At 71.2% G+C, this 15,099-nt stretch carries 15 protein-coding genes and 1 pseudogene; 4 read left to right on the top strand and 12 right to left on the bottom strand.

What is annotated here, in order from left to right; translation table 11 throughout:
- Positions 1 to 171 precede the first annotated feature (171 nt).
- Positions 172 to 810 (top strand): lamin tail domain-containing protein, encoded by a 639-nt coding sequence (locus ACZ6D7_RS13070; protein ID WP_469488554.1) that lies wholly within the window; start codon positions 172 to 174, stop codon positions 808 to 810.
- Positions 811 to 895: 85 nt separating this feature from the next.
- Here ACZ6D7_RS13070 and ACZ6D7_RS13065 read toward each other — a convergent pair whose 3' ends face one another.
- On the bottom strand, positions 896 to 2,866 hold the full coding sequence (locus ACZ6D7_RS13065; protein ID WP_469488551.1) for a YncE family protein: 1,971 nt from the start codon (positions 2,864 to 2,866) through the stop codon (positions 896 to 898).
- Between the two features lie 260 nt (positions 2,867 to 3,126).
- A complete protein-coding gene (locus ACZ6D7_RS13060; RefSeq protein WP_469488549.1) occupies positions 3,127 to 3,753 on the bottom strand; it encodes a maleylpyruvate isomerase N-terminal domain-containing protein in 627 nt (208 codons plus the stop codon).
- Positions 3,754 to 3,869: 116 nt separating this feature from the next.
- Between ACZ6D7_RS13060 and ACZ6D7_RS13055 the strand changes: the two are divergent.
- Positions 3,870 to 3,998: pseudogene (locus ACZ6D7_RS13055) on the top strand (EamA family transporter); the annotation flags it as partial.
- Positions 3,999 to 4,017: 19 nt separating this feature from the next.
- On the opposite strand, the gene ACZ6D7_RS13050 reads toward ACZ6D7_RS13055, so the two are convergent.
- The gene (locus tag ACZ6D7_RS13050) at positions 4,018 to 4,407 is read right to left on the bottom strand and encodes a VOC family protein (RefSeq protein WP_469488544.1); all 390 of its coding nucleotides are present in this window, start codon (positions 4,405 to 4,407) and stop codon (positions 4,018 to 4,020) included.
- Positions 4,408 to 4,698: 291 nt separating this feature from the next.
- Here ACZ6D7_RS13050 and ACZ6D7_RS13045 point away from each other — a divergent pair, with 291 nt between their 5' ends.
- Entirely contained in the window at positions 4,699 to 4,974 is a 276-nt protein-coding gene (locus tag ACZ6D7_RS13045; protein WP_469488537.1) for a DUF1876 domain-containing protein, read from the top strand.
- A gap of 96 nt (positions 4,975 to 5,070) precedes the next feature.
- Here the strand turns inward: ACZ6D7_RS13045 and ACZ6D7_RS13040 are convergent, their stop codons facing one another.
- The 6 genes from ACZ6D7_RS13040 to ACZ6D7_RS13015 form a co-directional block, all read right to left on the bottom strand.
- Positions 5,071 to 6,258, bottom strand: a complete 1,188-nt coding sequence (locus ACZ6D7_RS13040) for a serine hydrolase domain-containing protein (protein WP_469488533.1) — start codon at positions 6,256 to 6,258, stop codon at positions 5,071 to 5,073.
- A 76-nt stretch (positions 6,259 to 6,334) separates the two neighbouring features.
- On the bottom strand, positions 6,335 to 6,826 hold the full coding sequence (locus ACZ6D7_RS13035) for an organic hydroperoxide resistance protein (RefSeq protein WP_469488530.1): 492 nt from the start codon (positions 6,824 to 6,826) through the stop codon (positions 6,335 to 6,337).
- 143 nt (positions 6,827 to 6,969) lie between these two features.
- Entirely contained in the window at positions 6,970 to 7,434 is a 465-nt protein-coding gene (locus ACZ6D7_RS13030) for a MarR family winged helix-turn-helix transcriptional regulator (protein ID WP_469488525.1), read from the bottom strand.
- Positions 7,431 to 8,192, bottom strand: a complete 762-nt coding sequence (locus ACZ6D7_RS13025; RefSeq protein ID WP_469488521.1) for an energy-coupling factor ABC transporter ATP-binding protein — start codon at positions 8,190 to 8,192, stop codon at positions 7,431 to 7,433. Before ACZ6D7_RS13025 ends, ACZ6D7_RS13030 begins: the two co-directional genes overlap by 4 nt.
- A complete protein-coding gene (gene cbiQ / locus ACZ6D7_RS13020) occupies positions 8,180 to 8,941 on the bottom strand; it encodes a cobalt ECF transporter T component CbiQ (RefSeq protein WP_469488519.1) in 762 nt (253 codons plus the stop codon). Before cbiQ ends, ACZ6D7_RS13025 begins: the two co-directional genes overlap by 13 nt.
- A 1-nt stretch (position 8,942) precedes the next feature.
- Complete coding sequence (locus tag ACZ6D7_RS13015) at positions 8,943 to 10,034, bottom strand: energy-coupling factor ABC transporter permease (protein ID WP_469488516.1); 1,092 nt, start codon at positions 10,032 to 10,034, stop codon at positions 8,943 to 8,945.
- 170 nt (positions 10,035 to 10,204) lie between these two features.
- On the opposite strand from ACZ6D7_RS13015, the gene ACZ6D7_RS13010 reads away from it, so the two are divergent.
- Complete coding sequence (locus tag ACZ6D7_RS13010) at positions 10,205 to 10,561, top strand: SsgA family sporulation/cell division regulator (protein WP_469488513.1); 357 nt, start codon at positions 10,205 to 10,207, stop codon at positions 10,559 to 10,561.
- A 66-nt stretch (positions 10,562 to 10,627) separates the two neighbouring features.
- On the opposite strand, the gene ACZ6D7_RS13005 is transcribed toward ACZ6D7_RS13010, so the two are convergent.
- The 3 genes from ACZ6D7_RS13005 to ACZ6D7_RS12995 form a co-directional block, all read right to left on the bottom strand.
- Positions 10,628 to 12,295, bottom strand: a complete 1,668-nt coding sequence (locus ACZ6D7_RS13005) for a penicillin-binding transpeptidase domain-containing protein (RefSeq protein WP_469488510.1) — start codon at positions 12,293 to 12,295, stop codon at positions 10,628 to 10,630.
- 153 nt (positions 12,296 to 12,448) lie between these two features.
- Positions 12,449 to 14,077: a penicillin-binding transpeptidase domain-containing protein gene (locus tag ACZ6D7_RS13000; protein WP_469488506.1), complete on the bottom strand. Its 1,629-nt coding sequence runs from the start codon at positions 14,075 to 14,077 to the stop codon at positions 12,449 to 12,451.
- A gap of 188 nt (positions 14,078 to 14,265) precedes the next feature.
- A complete protein-coding gene (locus ACZ6D7_RS12995) occupies positions 14,266 to 15,045 on the bottom strand; it encodes a hypothetical protein (protein ID WP_469488503.1) in 780 nt (259 codons plus the stop codon).
- Positions 15,046 to 15,099 lie beyond the last annotated feature (54 nt).

The raw sequence follows: 15,099 nt of genomic DNA, 5'->3' as shown, positions 1-15,099 counted from the left end.
CGTGGCGGCGATTCGGTGCATTCAGGTCATGGATGGACATTGCATTCGACTGTCACCGGTATATGGAGGATTCGTAACGGGCGGCGGCTCGTCCCGCGTGTGGCGGTCTTGATGGGCAAGTGTGGGTCGTGCGACCGAATGGTCACAACTCGCACCAAGCAAGGAGACCTTGTGTCAGTTTCCGCTGTTTCCGCCCGTCGTCTCGCCGCCGCGGTGCTCGCCGCCGCAGCCGTGACCGGAGCGGCGGCCCTGCCGGCGTCCGCCGCCGGCGACGTGCGTCCGAACCGGCCGATCGTGAAGATCAGTGCCGTGCAGTACGACGCACCGGGCCGGAACGACCGCTCCGCCCGCTCCCTGAACAGGGAGTGGGTCGAGCTCACCAACACCACCCGCCAGTCGGTCAACCTCCGCGGGTGGACCCTCTCGGACGAGGACGGGGAGACCTACACCTTCCGTCACTACCGCCTGGCCCCCCGCACCACCGTCCGCATTCACACCGGTGAGGGCCGCGACACCAGCACGGACCTGTTCCAGGACCGTCATCGTGAGGTGTGGGACAACCACTCCGACACCGCGACCCTGCGCAACGACCGCGACCGCCTCGTCGACGAGACCTCCTGGGGCCGCGACCGTCACCACGGTCGCGACGGCTGGGACCGCGGCCACGGCCACGACGACGGGGACCGCCGTCACGGTCACGACGGCTGGGACCGTGGCCACGGCCACGACGACGGAGACCGCCGCCACGGCCACGACGACGGGGACCGCCGCCACGGCCACGACGGCCACGACGGCCGCGACCGCCACTGACGCCGTGACCCGCTGACGCTGTGAACGCCGGACGGCGCGCCCACCCCTTCGCTGGGGCGGGCGCGCCGTCTGCGCGTGTGCGGGGTCAGTTGGTGAAGGTCATGTACTTCCAGGCTCCGTGCGTCGTCGAGTTGACGCTGTCACCGGAGGAGCCGTTGATGTACGACGAGCGCATCCGGGCGCGGATGCCGGACTCGCCCGGCGCCTCCAGGCTCACGGCCGACTTGCCGTTGGTGGCCAGCGCGAAGTACTCGGACCCGGAGTCGTACCAGGAGCCCTGGTAGTAGACCTGGAGCTGGAACCGCTGCTTGCGGCCCTGGTAGTAGTTCATGGTCGTGGTGAACACCGGGTCGGTGTTCTTGCGGAAGTAGTAGTACGTCGTGGAGCCGATCTTCCCCGTCCGGTAGTGCTGGGAGACGGAGGTGGAGACCTTGGCGTGGGCGTACGCGGTCGACTTCGCGGTCTTGCCGGCCGAGCGGGCGTCGCCCGTGAAGACGGCGGTGACGGTGGTGTCCCGGGTCATGTCGACGACCGCCGACAGATTGCCCTGGGAGTTCACCTTGCCGGTCTTGAGCAGCTTCTTCGGCTTGTCGGTGCCGAACGGGTCCGCGTAGATCGCGACCGTGCGGTTCTTGTACGTCGCGCCGAGGTGCGCGGTGAAGGAGACGTCCTTGCCGTACGCGTACAGCTTGCCGTTGTTGGTCAGCGTCAGCGTGGTCGCCTTGCGCGAGACCTGCACCGCGTCGGAGCCGGAGGCGGCCGCGTGGGTCGCGTCGCCCGCGAAGGCCACCTTGTAGGTGACCTTGCCGCCGGCCGGCGGGGTGTCGGTGAAGGAGAACGTGCCGTCCGCCTTGGTGGTGACGACGGGCAGCGCCTTGCCGCTCGGCGACTCCAGGTCGATCCGGGTCACCTTGAGGACGGTGCCCGCCGGGAGCGCCGTCTTCGAGGTCAGCTTGCCGGTGACGGTGAGCTTCTTGGCCCGCTCCGCCGTCGCCGGGGCCGCGACCGTGAGCTTCGGCAGCTCCTTGGTGGGGTCGGTCAGGGCGCGCAGGGTGTACGTGCCGTAGGTGTTCACGGAGACCGCGAAGACCCGGCTGCTGTCCGGGGCCCAGGCCAGCGCGCCGTCCACCAGGGTGTCGGCGCCGCTGCTGTTGCCGGTGTTGGGGAAGTCGTACTCCCGCACCGGTGTGGGGTCGCCGGGCCGGTGGATGTGGACGTCCGGCTCGTACCAGGAGAAGCTGCCGCCCGCGACGCTGCCGTCGGGCGCGATCCGCACCGCGTTCGGGTACGCGTCGATCGGGTAGCTCGCGACCTCGGTCAGGTCGGTGGTCGAGTAGGCGGGCAGGCCGTAGCCGTTGCCGGTGCCGTCCCACGAGGTGAGGACCTTGCCGCCGTCGGGCGTGAGGTCCAGCTGCTTCACGGACGTGTCCATGTCGCCCTTGACCCGCAGCGCGGCGCCGTCCGCGGTCACGTCGTAGACGGCCAGCCGGCCGCCGCCGCCCGCCACCAGGACGCCCGGCGCGGCCGGGTCGGCGCCCAGGAGGAGCGGGCCGGAGAAGAAGTCGACGTCCGACTTCTGAGCGAGGTGCACCACGGGCTCGGCGCCGGAGACGTCGAGCGAGCCGAAGTCCGTGCCGTAGCTGAACCAGACGCGGCCGTCCACCACTTCCAGGTCGGACGGTGCCGCCGTGCCCACCGGGTAGCTCGCGGTCTGCGTGTACGTCCCGGTCTCCACGGAGACGATCCGGTTGCCGCCCTTGACCGCCGCGTACACCTGACCGGAGTCGGCGGACAGCGCGAGGCCGGACACGCCGGTCAGACCGGTGAGCGTCGCCTTCACGGTGCCCGCGTAGTCGGTGACGACGATCTTGCCGCTGGTCGGGTCGGAGACGTAGACGCGCTGGTGGGCGCCGTCCACGACGAGGTCGCCGACCGACTTCACCGGAAGGGGCTGCGCGGAGTCGGCCGCGGCCACTCCCGCCGAACCCGCGGCGATGACCGCGGAACTGAAGACGACCGCGAGCGTGGTCGCGGTCGAGATGCTGCGCCTGCGCACAGTGATGTGAACCCCCATGTGGAAGCCCGGTCTCGCCGGGCGAGCCGAAGAAGCGGCATCCCCCCTCGCACCCGCGGCGGGCGCGCGAACGCCGCTGAGCCAGCAGCGTATGGCATGCCAGTGACAACGGTGACTCGGGGTCGACGAGCGATCCCGGCGGCCTCGCGGGACCGCTGCGGCCTCGTCGCCCGGCCCGGCAATTCGGTCGCCTGTCCGCTGCACGCACCACTGGCGTGCCGTCCATGACGACAGGTCAGGTCTCAGCCCAGCGTGAGCCATCGGACTCCCAGGCGGCTGACGTCCAACGCTTCCTCCCCGGTGATCGGCTCGCGCCCTGTCGCCTTGCGCAGGAAGCGAAGCTGACCCCAGCCCAGCTTCTTCAGCGCCGTCGCCCCGTCCGGGCCGCCGAGCAGAAGATCCTGTACCAGATCCGCGGCCTGGGAAGTCAGCCACGGTTCTCGCCCCAGGGCGTCGGCCAGGTCCAGACCGTGCACGGCGACCTCGACCACCCTCGTCAGCAGGAACTCCGACAGAAGCATCGGATCGCCGTGCCGGGTGCGGACCACACGACTGTCGGGCTCGGCCCGGCACAGCTGATCCACCTGCCGCCAGGTGGCGTTGAAGTCCTCTGCAAGCGCAGCACCGTTCAGCTGCTCGGCCGCATGATCCTGGGCCAGAGCGATCCGAACGGCGTTGGTGTCCGGAGCGAAGCGGTCGTCGGGCCGGTAGTACTCCACTGCCGAGACCTCGGCACGGGGCGGCGCCGGCTCGGCCAGCATGCCCGGCAACCAGGCGATCACCACCCGGACATGCGCCAGCAGCTCGCTCACCGTCCAGGGTGCACACCGCGTCGGCAGATGCCAATCGGCGGCCGAGACGCCAGTCATCGCTCGTGCGAGCTGCCCAGCCTCAAGACGAAACGCTTCAACTGCCCGCCCCTGGTCCATGCCGATCAAGCTACCCGGCCAGAGCTGTTACAGCAGCAGATCCCCAACGCGCTCCGAGGATCACGTCGATCATCGTCGGAGCGGCGATCGGGGCCCTGTTCTTCAAGGAGCGCTTCGGTGCACCCCGCATCGCCGCCGCTGTGCTGCTCGTGGTCGGCATCGGGCTGGTGCTGCACGCGGGGTGACGGGCCTCGGGGGCGGGGCCTACGGGCGGATGTAGGGGTGGGTCAGGATTTCCATGTTGTGGCCGGACGGGTCGAGGAAGTACGCGCCGCGGCCGCCGAACAGGCGGTTGATGCGGCCGGGTTCGGTGTGTGAGGGGTCGGCGTGGTACGTGACGCCCCTCGCCTCCAGCCGGGCGATCATCGAGTCGAACTCCTCCTCGGGGACGAGGAAGGCGTAGTGCTGGGACTGGATCGGTTCGTCGCGCATCTCGTAGTAGTCGAGCGTCACGCCGTTGCCGAGGTCGACGGGGAGGAAGGGGCCGAAGGGGGCGCCGACCTCCAGGCCGAGGATCTCGGCGAGGAACTCGGCCGAGCGGCGGCGGTCGCTCGCGTAGACGGCGGTGTGGTTGAGCTGGGTGAGCGTGGTCATGTGAGGTGGGTTCTCCGGGTCCGGTGATTTCCTGAGCTGGGTGAATTCCTGAGCTGGAGGAAGAGAAGACGCGGAGGGGAACGGCGGGGCTCGCGCCCGCCTCGCGCTCACGCCGAGGCCGGGCGCCTCACTCGTGCGTGGCCCATGGCCGACCCGGCAGTCACCCGGCCGACGCTAGTGCGCGGCGCCGGGCCGCCGCAACGGGGTTTTCCGCCAGGGATGCCGGCCGACTGGGTGCGGGGGCGCGTCCGGAGGCGCACCCTGGAAGCAGGTGTTCCGGAGGTGATCGTCATGATGCACACCACTGTGGGATGGCATGTCGAGCTGGAGTTCAAGGAGGACGGCCGGCAGACGGACGCGGCGGCCCTGGTCCGGTTGCCCGACGGGACCGAGGTCCGGGCGCACGGTCACGCCGTCCGCCACCGCATCGACGCCGACCAGCCACGGGTCGGCGAGGAGATCGCCGGCGCCCGCGCGCTGAACGAGATCGCCATGCGGTTGCTCACCAAGGCGCACACGGAGATCGACGAGGCGTCGGGACGGACGTCGCATCCCATCAACGTATGAAGCGGAAGGGCATGAAGACTCAACGTATGAGAGTCATCGTGTGAGCTGCACGAAGACGTATGAGAGTCATCGTGTGAGCTGCACGAAGCTCCCCGCTCAGCGGGCCGTCGCCGTCGCCGTCGTCTCCGCCGTCGCCGTCCGTAGCGCCCGCAGCAGCGCCTGAGCCCTCGGGTCCGCCGTCACGCTCGCGCGGAAGCCGTTGGTGACGTAGCCGAACGCGAGGCCCGATTCCGGGTCGGCGAGGCCGAGGGCGCCGCCGCGGCCCGGGTGGCCGAAGGAGGTGGGGGACAGCAGCGGTGAGGCGGCGCCGTGCAGCATGGAGCCGAGGCCGAACCGGGTGTTCACGACCAGGACCCGGTCCGGCCCGGCGGACCGCTCGCCGCGCGCCAGTTCCACCGTGTCCGGGGTGAACAGCCGTACTCCGCCGTCCACCTCGCCGATGAGCGAGGCGTAGAAGCGGGCGAGGCCGTCGGCGGTCGCTATGCCGTTGGAGGCGGGCAGGACGGCCGCGCGGTAGCCGGGGTCGTTCTCGTCGGGCAGCGGGGTGATCGCCGCGAAGGCGCGCCGGGTGAGGGAGTCCGGGTCGGCGTAGGCGTCGGCGACGGCCGGCTTGGGCCGGGTCCTGAGCGTCCCGGTCTGCGTCGGCGCGTCGATCTTCCCCACGCGCCCCACGCGCGCGCTCTGCGCCTCGGGCAGTCCGAGCCAGAGGTCGGCGCCGACCGGCCCGGCGATCTCGTCGGCGATCCACGCGCCGACGCTCCGCCCGGTGACCCGGCGCACCAGCTCGCCCGTCAGCCAGCTGTACGTCTGCGCGTGGTAGCCGTGGTCCGTGCCCGGCTCCCAGGAGGGTGCCTGCGCCGCGACGGCCGCCGCGCCGAGATCGGGGTCGGCGGCCTCGGCGGAGGTCAGCGGCCGGTCCAGCACGGGCACGCCCGCCCGGTGGGCGAGCAGATGCCATACGCGTGTCCGCTCCTTGCCGGCCGCCTTGTACTGCGGCCAGTACGCCCCCACCGGCGCGTCCAGGTCCAGCTCCCCGCGCTGGTGCAGCAGCAGGAGGACGGCGGCGGCGACACCCTTGGTCGCGGACCGCACGATCTGCGCGGTGCCGTGCTCCCAGGGGGCCGTGCCGTCGACGTCCCGGGTGCCGCCCCACAGATCCACGACCTGGTGCCCGTCCCGGTAGACGGCCACCGCCGCGCCCCGGTCCCCGAGCACCTCGAAGTTCCGTACGAACGCCTCCCGGACCGGCTCGAAGCCCTCGGCCACCGCACCGTGTACGTCCACGCCCGTCCGCCCTCTCCGACATCGCCTTCAACTACAAGGGGAACACCCCCGTGGAGCCTGCGATTCCTGCGCGGGGTCAGCCCAGGATGATCGTTACATCGATGTTGCCGCGGGTGGCGTTCGAGTACGGGCACACCTGGTGCGCCGCGTCGACCAGCTTCGCGGCGAGGTCGGCGTCGAGGACGGGGAGGGAGACGCTCAGGGCGACGGCGAGCCCGTACCCCTTGGTCTTGTTGGGTCCGATGCCCACCTTCGCGGCGACCGTCGAGCCGGTCAGGTCGTAGCCGGCCCGGTTGCCGACGAGGATCAGCGCGTTGTGGAAGCAGGAGCTGTAGCCGGCCGCGAAGAGCTGCTCCGGGTTGGTGCCGTTGCCGTCCCCGCCGAGCTCCGGCGGCATCGCCACCTTCAGCTCGATCTGCCCGTCCTGGCTGGTCACAAAGCCGTCCCGGCCCCCGTGCGCGGTGGCCTCGGCGACGTACATGATCTTCGTCGGGCGGGTGTCGACGGTACTTGCGGTATCTGCGGTGTCGACGGTGTCTGCGGTGTCGACGGCGGCGCCTTCTGTCACGGCGGGACCTCCCCCAGCATGTTCCCAATTACATCGTGCACAAGGTACCGGCCGGTAGGTAGGTACTCGATTACCAGGGGGTAGTAACCGCGGGTAACTTGAAGGGGGTTCAGGGTCGTACCCGGTCCAAGGGGGCTATGGGCCTACGGCCGTGCCCGGTCCGCCGCCCCGTGGGCCTTCTCCGCGAGCTGCCACAGCTCCTCGCGCAGCCGCGCGACCTCCGCGCCCGCGAGTTCCGTCGCCGCGAGCAGCGCGCCGGGGACGCGCGCCGCGCGCCCCTTCAGTTCCTCGCCGCGCCCGGTGCACGCGACGAGCACCGAGCGCTCGTCCTGCGCCGAGCGCTCCCGGCGCACCAGTCCCGCCGCCTCCAGCCGCTTCAGCAGCGGCGACACCGTGCCGTAGTCGAGCCGCAGCGCGGCCGCCAGCTCCTTGACCGTCGTCTCGCCGCGCTCCCACAGCACCAGCAGCACCAGGTACTGCGGATAGGTGAGGCCGAGTTCGTCGAGGAGCGGGCGGTAGGCGGACGTCACCGCGCGCTGGGCCGCGTACAGCGCGAAGCACAGCTGGTCGTCGAGCAGCAGTGAGCCGTCGGTCTCCTGGTTCGTCACGCGCCCATTGTGGCGGTGCGCGGGTCGAATCCGAAGGGCAGCTCGAGCCGGTGGGCGCGCATCAGCGCGTCGTCGACGAGCAGGTCGCCCGTGCGGCCGTCCGCCGCGATCACGCCGTCGCTCAGGACCAGGGCGCGCGGGCACAGTTCGAGGGCGTAGGGCAGGTCGTGCGTGACCATCAGGACGGTGACGTCCAACGAGCGCAGGATGTCGGCGAGTTCACGGCGCGAGGCGGGGTCGAGGTTGGAGGACGGCTCGTCCAGGACGAGGATCTCCGGCTCCATCGCGAGCACCGTCGCGACGGCGACCCGGCGGCGCTGGCCGAAGGAGAGGTGGTGCGGCGGACGGTCCTTGAACTCCGCCATCCCCACCCGTTCGAGCGCGCGGTCCACGCGCTCCTCCAGCTCGGCGCCCTTCATCCCGGCCGCCGCCGGCCCGAAGGCGACGTCCTCGCGGACCGTCGGCATGAACAGCTGGTCGTCCGGGTCCTGGAAGACGATGCCGACCTTGCGCCGGATTTCCGCCATGTGCCGCTTGCCGACGGGCAGTCCGGCGACCGTCACCGTGCCGGTGCCGCCGCCCAGGATGCCGTTCAGATGCAGCACGAGGGTCGTCTTGCCGGCGCCGTTCGGCCCGAGCAGCGCGACCCGCTCCCCGCGCGCGATCGAGAAGTCCACGCCGAACAGGGCCTGATGGCCGTCGGGGTAGGCGAAGGCGAGGCCGGAGACCTCCAGGGAAGCAGTGCTCACAGGGTCCATCCCACCACGCAGACGACGAGGGCGGCGAACGGCAGGGCGAAGGCGTACGACCACTGCGCCCGGGACGCGGTCACCTCGTCGATCACCGGCATCGAACCGGCGTACCCCCGGCTGACCATGGCCAGGTGCACCCGCTCCCCGCGCTCGTAGGAGCGGATGAACAGCGCGCCCGCGGACTTCGCGAGCACCCCCCAGTGCCGCACGCCGCGTGCCTCGAACCCGCGCGACTCCCGGGCGATCCGCATGCGCCGCATCTCGTCCGTGATGAGGTCGCCGTAGCGGATCATGAAGGACGCGATCTGCACCAGCAGCGGGGGCAGCTTCAGCCGCTGGAGGCCCAGCAGGAGGGCGCGCAGCTCGGTGGTGGCGGCGAGGAGCACCGAGGCGGCGACGCCCAGGGTGCCCTTGGCGAGGACGTTCCAGGCGCCCCAGAGGCCGTTGACGCTGAGGGACAGCCCGAGGACGTCCACCCGCTCGCCCTCCGCCACGAACGGCATCAGCACCGCGAACGCGACGAACGGCACCTCGATCAGCAGCCGCTTCAGCAGGAAGCCGGCCGGCACGCGCGCGCGGTGCGCCACGACGGCGAGCAGCAGCGCGTACAGGCCGAACGCCCACATCGCCTCCCGCGGCGTCGACACCACGACCACCACGAAGGCGAAGGTGGCGGCGAGTTTGGTGTGCGGCGGCAGGGCGTGCACCGGTGAATGCCCGTGCCGGTACAGCCGGTGCGCGTGTCCCGCTCCCATGTCAGACGCTCGTGCTCGCCGGGGACACGTCGTCGGTACGGCGCCTGCGCACCGCCCAGAACACCGTGCTGCCCGCGACGACGGTCACGCCGACACCGATCACGCCCGCGAGGCCGCCGGACAGCCGGGCGTTGTCGACGTCCTTGACGCCGTAGTCGGCGAGCGGGGAGTCGGCGGCCGCGTGCTCCTCGACCTTCTCGTCGATGCCCTTGTCGGAGGCGACCTTCTCCAGGCCGTCGGGATCGGCGGAGGCGTAGAAGCTGACGAAGCCGGCGAGGACGAGGGAGGTGACCAGACCGGTGACCCACAGCGTGCGCCGGGAGGTGCGCGCCGCCACGGGCGCCGTGCGCGCCTCCTCGGCCGGGGGCGCGTCCACGATCGCGCCGTTCACCCGCAGTTGGAGCTTCTGCCCCAGGCCGCGCGCGCCGTGCACAAGGTCCGGCCGTACGGCGACGACGGCGCCCACGGTCAGCGCGGTGATCACGGCCTCGCCGATACCGATCAGCACATGCACGCCCACCATCGCGGTGGCGACCCTGCCGATCGCGATGTCGGTGGTGCCGCCGATCCCGTAGATGAGGGTGAAGGCGAGGGCGGCGGCCGGGACGGACAGGAGCGCGGCGGTGAAGGAGGCCACGGTCACCGAGCGGCGGGTGCGCGGCAGCACCTTCACCAGGCCGCGGAAGACGGCGTACGCGACGACCGTCGTCACACAGGCCATGACGGTGATGTTCACGCCGAGCGCGGTCAGGCCGCCGTCGGCGAAGAGGATGCCCTGCATCAGCAGGACCACGGACACGCACAGGACCCCGGTGAAGGGGCCCACGAGTATCGCGGCGAGCGCGCCGCCGAGCAGATGGCCGCTGGTCCCCGCCGCGACGGGGAAGTTCAGCATCTGCACGGCGAAGATGAACGCCGCCACCAGTCCGGCCAGCGGCGCCGTGCGCTCTCCCCCACGCTCGGCTTCGCTCGCGCGGGAGGTGCCCCCAAGTTCGCGGCGCGCGCCGCGCAGGCTCACGGCGATGGCGCCCGCGGCGACGACTCCGGCGGCGGCGGAGGTCGGGGCGTTGATGAATCCGTCGGGTACGTGCACCGTTCGATGATAGTGGCTTAATGCGAACAGTTCGCAAGAGCGAGTGACTGGATTTATCGCACCCTGGGACGCGACATCGCGGAAGGGCGCATTCCGGAATTTGTGCGACATTGGAGTGGGAGCGGGTACACAGCTCCCACACAGGTCACGCAGGGTGAGAGGGCCGGCCGATGTCTGTAGTCGAGCAGTACGCGCGCGCCCACATAGTCACGGACGCGGACATGGTCGAGGAGGAACGCGCGGCCGTCCCCGTCGTACTGCGCTACGACCCCGAGGACGACCCCCGCTCGGTGCACGTCGGTCTGCCCGACCGGCACGAGTGGACGTTCTCCCGCAACCTGCTCGAACAGGGCCTGCGCGCCCCGGTCGGCACCGGAGAGGTGCGGGTGTGGCCGTGCGGCCGGGTGCAGGCGGTGGTGGAGTTCCACTCCGCGGCCGGCGTCTCGGTGGTGGAGTTCGAGTCGAAGGCCCTGCTGAGGTTTCTGCGCCGCACGTACTCGGCGGCGGCGCAGCCGGTCGCCCACTGACGGCACGCGGTTCCGCCGCCCGTCCGCGGGCTCGACGGTCCGCGGCCCGGCGGCCCGTCCGTGGGCTCAGCCGCCCGCCTTCAGCAGGGACGCCACGATCGGGCCCGCCGTGTCGCCGCCGTGGCCGCCCGCCTGGACGACACCGGCGGCCGCGAGGTCACCCCGGTAGGCCGTGAACCAGCCGTTGGGCTTCTTCTGGTTGTCGACCTCCGCCGAGCCGGTCTTGGCGCCGTAGTCGGGGCCCAGGCCGGACATCGCCTCGGCGGCCGTGCCGGCCGCGGCGGTGTAGTTCATCAGCTCCCGCAACTGCCCCAGCGTGCCCGCGGACATCGTGCGCGAGGCGGTGGCCAGCGTGCGGTCGTCGACCGACGGGGCGACCAGGTACGGCTGGTGGAACGTGCCCGACTTCACCGTCGCGGCGACCGACGCCATGTTCAGCGGGTTCATCCGCACCCCGCCCTGCCCGATCAGCTCCGCCGCCATCTGGGCCGCCGACTGCACCGGCACCGAGCCGTCGAAGGTGGGCACGCCGACCGCCCAGTTGTTCATCGACAGTCCGAAGACCTGCTGGGCCTGCTCGGTCAGGCTGTCGTTGTCCAGTTCGGGGGCCTGGCTGATGAAGGCCGTGTTGCAGGAACGGGCGAAGCTCGCCTTGAACGTGCCGCCCTTGATCTCGAACTTGTCGTCGTTCTGGAACTTCCAGCCGCCGTACGTGAAGTACTTCGGGCACGGATGCGTCTTGCCCGCCGACGCCAGGCCCTTCTCGATGAGCATGGATGACGTGATGACCTTCATCGTGGAGCCGGGCGCCAGTGAGCCCTGGAGGGCCACGTTGAAGCCGTGGCTGCTGTTGGCCACCGCGAGGATCTCGCCCGTCGACGGACGCAGCGCGACGACCGACGCGCGCGAGCGCGCCGCCACCTGCCGCTCGGCGGCGGCCTGAAGGGTCGGGCTGAGCGTCGTCCTCACCGTCCCCGGCGTGCCCTCGCTGAGCTCCAGGAGCGTCTTGTCGGAGACCTTCTTCGCCTTGGCCGCCTTGCCGCGCACCACGCGCAGCTCGACGCCGGCCGTACCGCCCGCCTTCTTGCCGTACTTCTCGCGCAGTCCGTCCAGCACGGTGCCCAGGGAGGGGTACTTGGCGACGGTGATCTCCCCGCCGTCCCGGTCCAGCGCCTTGACGGGCGGGTCGCCCGCCTCGCCGGTCACCAGGGTGTCCCCGTCCGTGAGATCGGGGTGCACCACGGACGCGTGCCAGTCGACCAGCGGCTTGCCGTCCTTCGCCCGCCGGACCACGGTCAGCGCGCCGTCGTACGTGATCGGCTTGCTGATCTTCTTGTACGTCACCGTGCCCTTGACGGAGAACGGCACCTTGTCGCCGGTGCGCGTGCCGGGGGTGAGCGTGACGTCCGTGATGTGGGCGTCCTTGGTGAAGCCGGTGAGCAGGGCGGTGGCTGCCGCGGAGTCGTCGGTGCCGGCCGCGGCCCGTGCCACCGTGCCCTGCTGCCAGGCCGTGAGGAAGGTCCGCGCCGCGGTGGTCACCTCGGTCGCCGACAGCGGGCCGGTCTTGACGGTGGGCTTCTTCTCGGCGGACGCGTTGCCCTCGGCCGCCGCTCCGCCGTACAGCGCGTAGACGCCGAGCCCGGCGCCGCCGACGACGACGGCGGCGATCATGCCGCCGACGACGGCCGGCCGCCGCTTGTTGCGCCGCTCGTCGACGCGCCTTCTCTTGCCCACTGTCCGCGATCCTCCGGATCCCCAGGGGCAGGGCCCCCGCGCCCCGATGCCCTCGTTGTCCTCACCCACCCCAACGACGACCACCACCCTAGAGTCCCGTCCTGTGGGGGTGACACCATCTGTGACGTCAGCCACCCCCGGGTGTCGCCGCCGCTACCCTGCGCGCAGCACCTGCGCGACGAGCGGGCCGGACGCGTCGACTCCGTGGCCGCCGTCCTGGACCATCGCCGCCGCGGCCACGTCGTCGCGGTAGCCGGTGAACCAGCTGTTGGACCTGGCCTGTCCGTCGACCTCGGCGGAGCCGGTCTTGGCGCCGATCCGGCCTCTGAGCCCGGACATCACCTCGGCCGCGGTGCCGCTGGTCGCGGTGCGGTTCATCATGGCGCGCAGTTGGGCCACGGTGTCCGCGGACAGCCCACGCGCGCGTGCCAGTTCACGGTCGTCGAGGCCCTTCGGCACGATCACCGGCTGGTGGAAGGCGCCCGTCATCGCGGTCGCCGTCACCGAGGCCATGGTGAGCGGGTTCATCTGCACCTGGCCCTGGCCGATCAGGTTGGCCGCGGTGTCCGGGCCGCCGGAGGCCGGGACGGAGCCGTCGAAGGACGCGATGCCGGTCTGCCAGTCGAGGCCGATCCCGAAGCGGTCCCGGGCCTCGTTGGTGAGGGTGTCCACCTTCACGTCGTCCGCGTACTTCACGAACGCCGTGTTGCAGGAGAGCGCGAAGCTCTCCGAGAGGGTCGCGTTCAGGTTCGGCTTCATGCCCTTGATGTTGTGGAAGGTCTGGCTCTGCCAGATCGCGTCGGGCGTACAGGGCGCCGGCCCGTTCGCGGTGGTGATGCCGTTGTCGATGAACGTGGCCGCGCTGACGATCTTCATGGTGGAACCGGGCGCCACCTCCCCGAGGAACGCGGCGTTCCAGCCGTCCTTGCGGTTGTTGGCGACCGCGAGCACCTCGCCGGTGCTCGGTCTGAGCGCCACCACGGACGACTCGGCGTATCTGGTCACCGCCTTCTCCGCGGCAGCCTGGACGTTCGCGCTGAGCGTGGTGGGCAGCTTGCCGGCCTTGCCCTTGGCGAGGGTCAGCAGCGGGGTGTCGGCGGCGTTCGGGTCGGCGTGGTGGATCGCCAGCTCGACGCCCGGCGTACCGCCCGCCCGGTCGCCGTACTTGGCGCGCAGCTGGTCCAGGACGGGCCCCAGGGAGGGGTACTTCTCCTTCGTCAGCGGGTTGCCGTCGCGGTCCACCGCCTCGATCGGCGGCGCCGAGGACTCGCCGGTGACCAGGGTGTCGTCCATGTCCGTCAGCTCGGGGTGGACGACCGAGGGCTGCCAGTCGACCAGCGCCTTCCCGGTGGTGACCCCGCGCACCACCGTCAATGTGCTCTTGTAGGAGAGCGGTTGGCTCTTCCCGTCGTACGACACCGTCGCCTCGACGGTGAACGGCACGGTGTCCCCGGTGGCCGCGCCGGGTGTGATCTTCACACCGGTGATGTGGGCGGCCTGGTCGTACGAGGTCAGCAGCGGCTCGGCCTTCTCCGCGTTGTTGGTGAGCGCGGCCGCCGACGCCGCCTGCCCCTTCTCCCAGGCCGCGAAGAACCCGGCGCTCGTCTCCTTCACCTCGGCCCCGCTCGGCGGCCCGGTCCGCACGGGTGCGGGACCGCTCCCATCGGACCCGCCACCGCCCCCGTCGAGCGCGTTCACGATGTTGAAGGCGCCGTACCCGGCGCCACCGACCATGACGGCGAACACCGAGCCGACTATCGCGGCTTTGGCCCCCTTGTGCATGTCTCTTGTCCTCCCCGTTCACCCCGTCGGCCTCGGTGAGCCCCTCCGTACGTCTTCTGAACATGTTCAGAAAGGCTGGCCGTCTCCCGAACTGTAGGCCGACCGAGGGGCTCCTGTGACGGTGGTTTCCGGAAGTTGTGCCGGAAGTTGCGCCGGAAGGTGTCCGAACGGAGACCACGCGGGTGGGCTCAGGACGACTGCTCCTTGTTCCTCTCGAACCAAGGGCAGTTGAGTACTCCGTTGCGCTTCACCCGGTACTGGGCCACCGGCTCCGAGCCGGCCGGGCGGACCTCCACACCCGGCGATTCGGCCAGCAGACTGCTCAGCACGGCGTCCGACGACGGGGGCACCAGGAACACGTAGAGCCAGAACTCCGCGCCGGTGTCCCCGTCCTCGTTGCCGACTCCGAAGCGGTCGACGTGCCACGTCGCCGCTCCGTCGCTCTGGCGTGCGCGCTGGAGGCTCCAGAAGCCGCCCACCCCCGGACTGCCGGCGGGGTCCCGGTTGTTGGCCACCCAGAGCCCCCAGCCCTCCGGGACGCGGCCGGTACCGCTCATCTCCAGGCAGGCGTCGATCACCAGCTCGGCGTCCGCGCCGGGGACGTTGTCGCCGATCCTGGTGACCTCGATGTCCTTCGCGTTCTCCCGCACGGAGACGTTCTTGGCGTCGGCCGTGTCGTCGTCCTCGCCGGCCCGCGGGGCGCCGTCGGGCCAGGCCAGGACCGACCCGGCCACGGTGACCACGGCCAGGAGCCCCACCAGCAGGTTGCGCTGGAGGGTCGGACGCGTGCCGGGGGCCAGCCGGCGCCACGCGACGAACGTGACCGTGCCCCCGATGACCACCGCGCAGGCGGATCCCAGCCAGGCGGGGAGGTCGGTGTAGTGGTCGGCCACGAGGGCGACGACGGCCACGAGGAGAGTGGCGGCGCCGATCCAGGTTTCGATCTTCGGGCTGCTCGATGTGCTCACGGCCCGAGGTCTAACGGCGCCCGGCCGCCGCCCGCCGGGGAACGGTGACCCCGT

The sequence above is a fragment of the Streptomyces sp. NPDC041784 genome (genome assembly GCF_055591025.1).
This window is presented reverse-complemented; position numbering and strand designations above follow the sequence as displayed.

Bases quoted from the DNA above. Each gene is read 5' to 3' on its own strand.
- ACZ6D7_RS13025 (WP_469488521.1), bottom strand. From the start codon at position 8,192: ATGGACCCTGTGAGCACTGCTTCCCTGGAGGTCTCCGGCCTCGCCTTC.
- cbiQ (WP_469488519.1), bottom strand. From the start codon at position 8,941: ATGGGAGCGGGACACGCGCACCGGCTGTACCGGCACGGGCATTCACCG.
- ACZ6D7_RS13050 (WP_469488544.1), bottom strand. From the start codon at position 4,407: ATGACCACGCTCACCCAGCTCAACCACACCGCCGTCTACGCGAGCGAC.
- ACZ6D7_RS13060 (WP_469488549.1), bottom strand. From the start codon at position 3,753: ATGACTGGCGTCTCGGCCGCCGATTGGCATCTGCCGACGCGGTGTGCA.
- ACZ6D7_RS13000 (WP_469488506.1), bottom strand. From the start codon at position 14,077: ATGCACAAGGGGGCCAAAGCCGCGATAGTCGGCTCGGTGTTCGCCGTC.
- ACZ6D7_RS13045 (WP_469488537.1), top strand. From the start codon at position 4,699: ATGATGCACACCACTGTGGGATGGCATGTCGAGCTGGAGTTCAAGGAG.
- ACZ6D7_RS13010 (WP_469488513.1), top strand. From the start codon at position 10,205: ATGTCTGTAGTCGAGCAGTACGCGCGCGCCCACATAGTCACGGACGCG.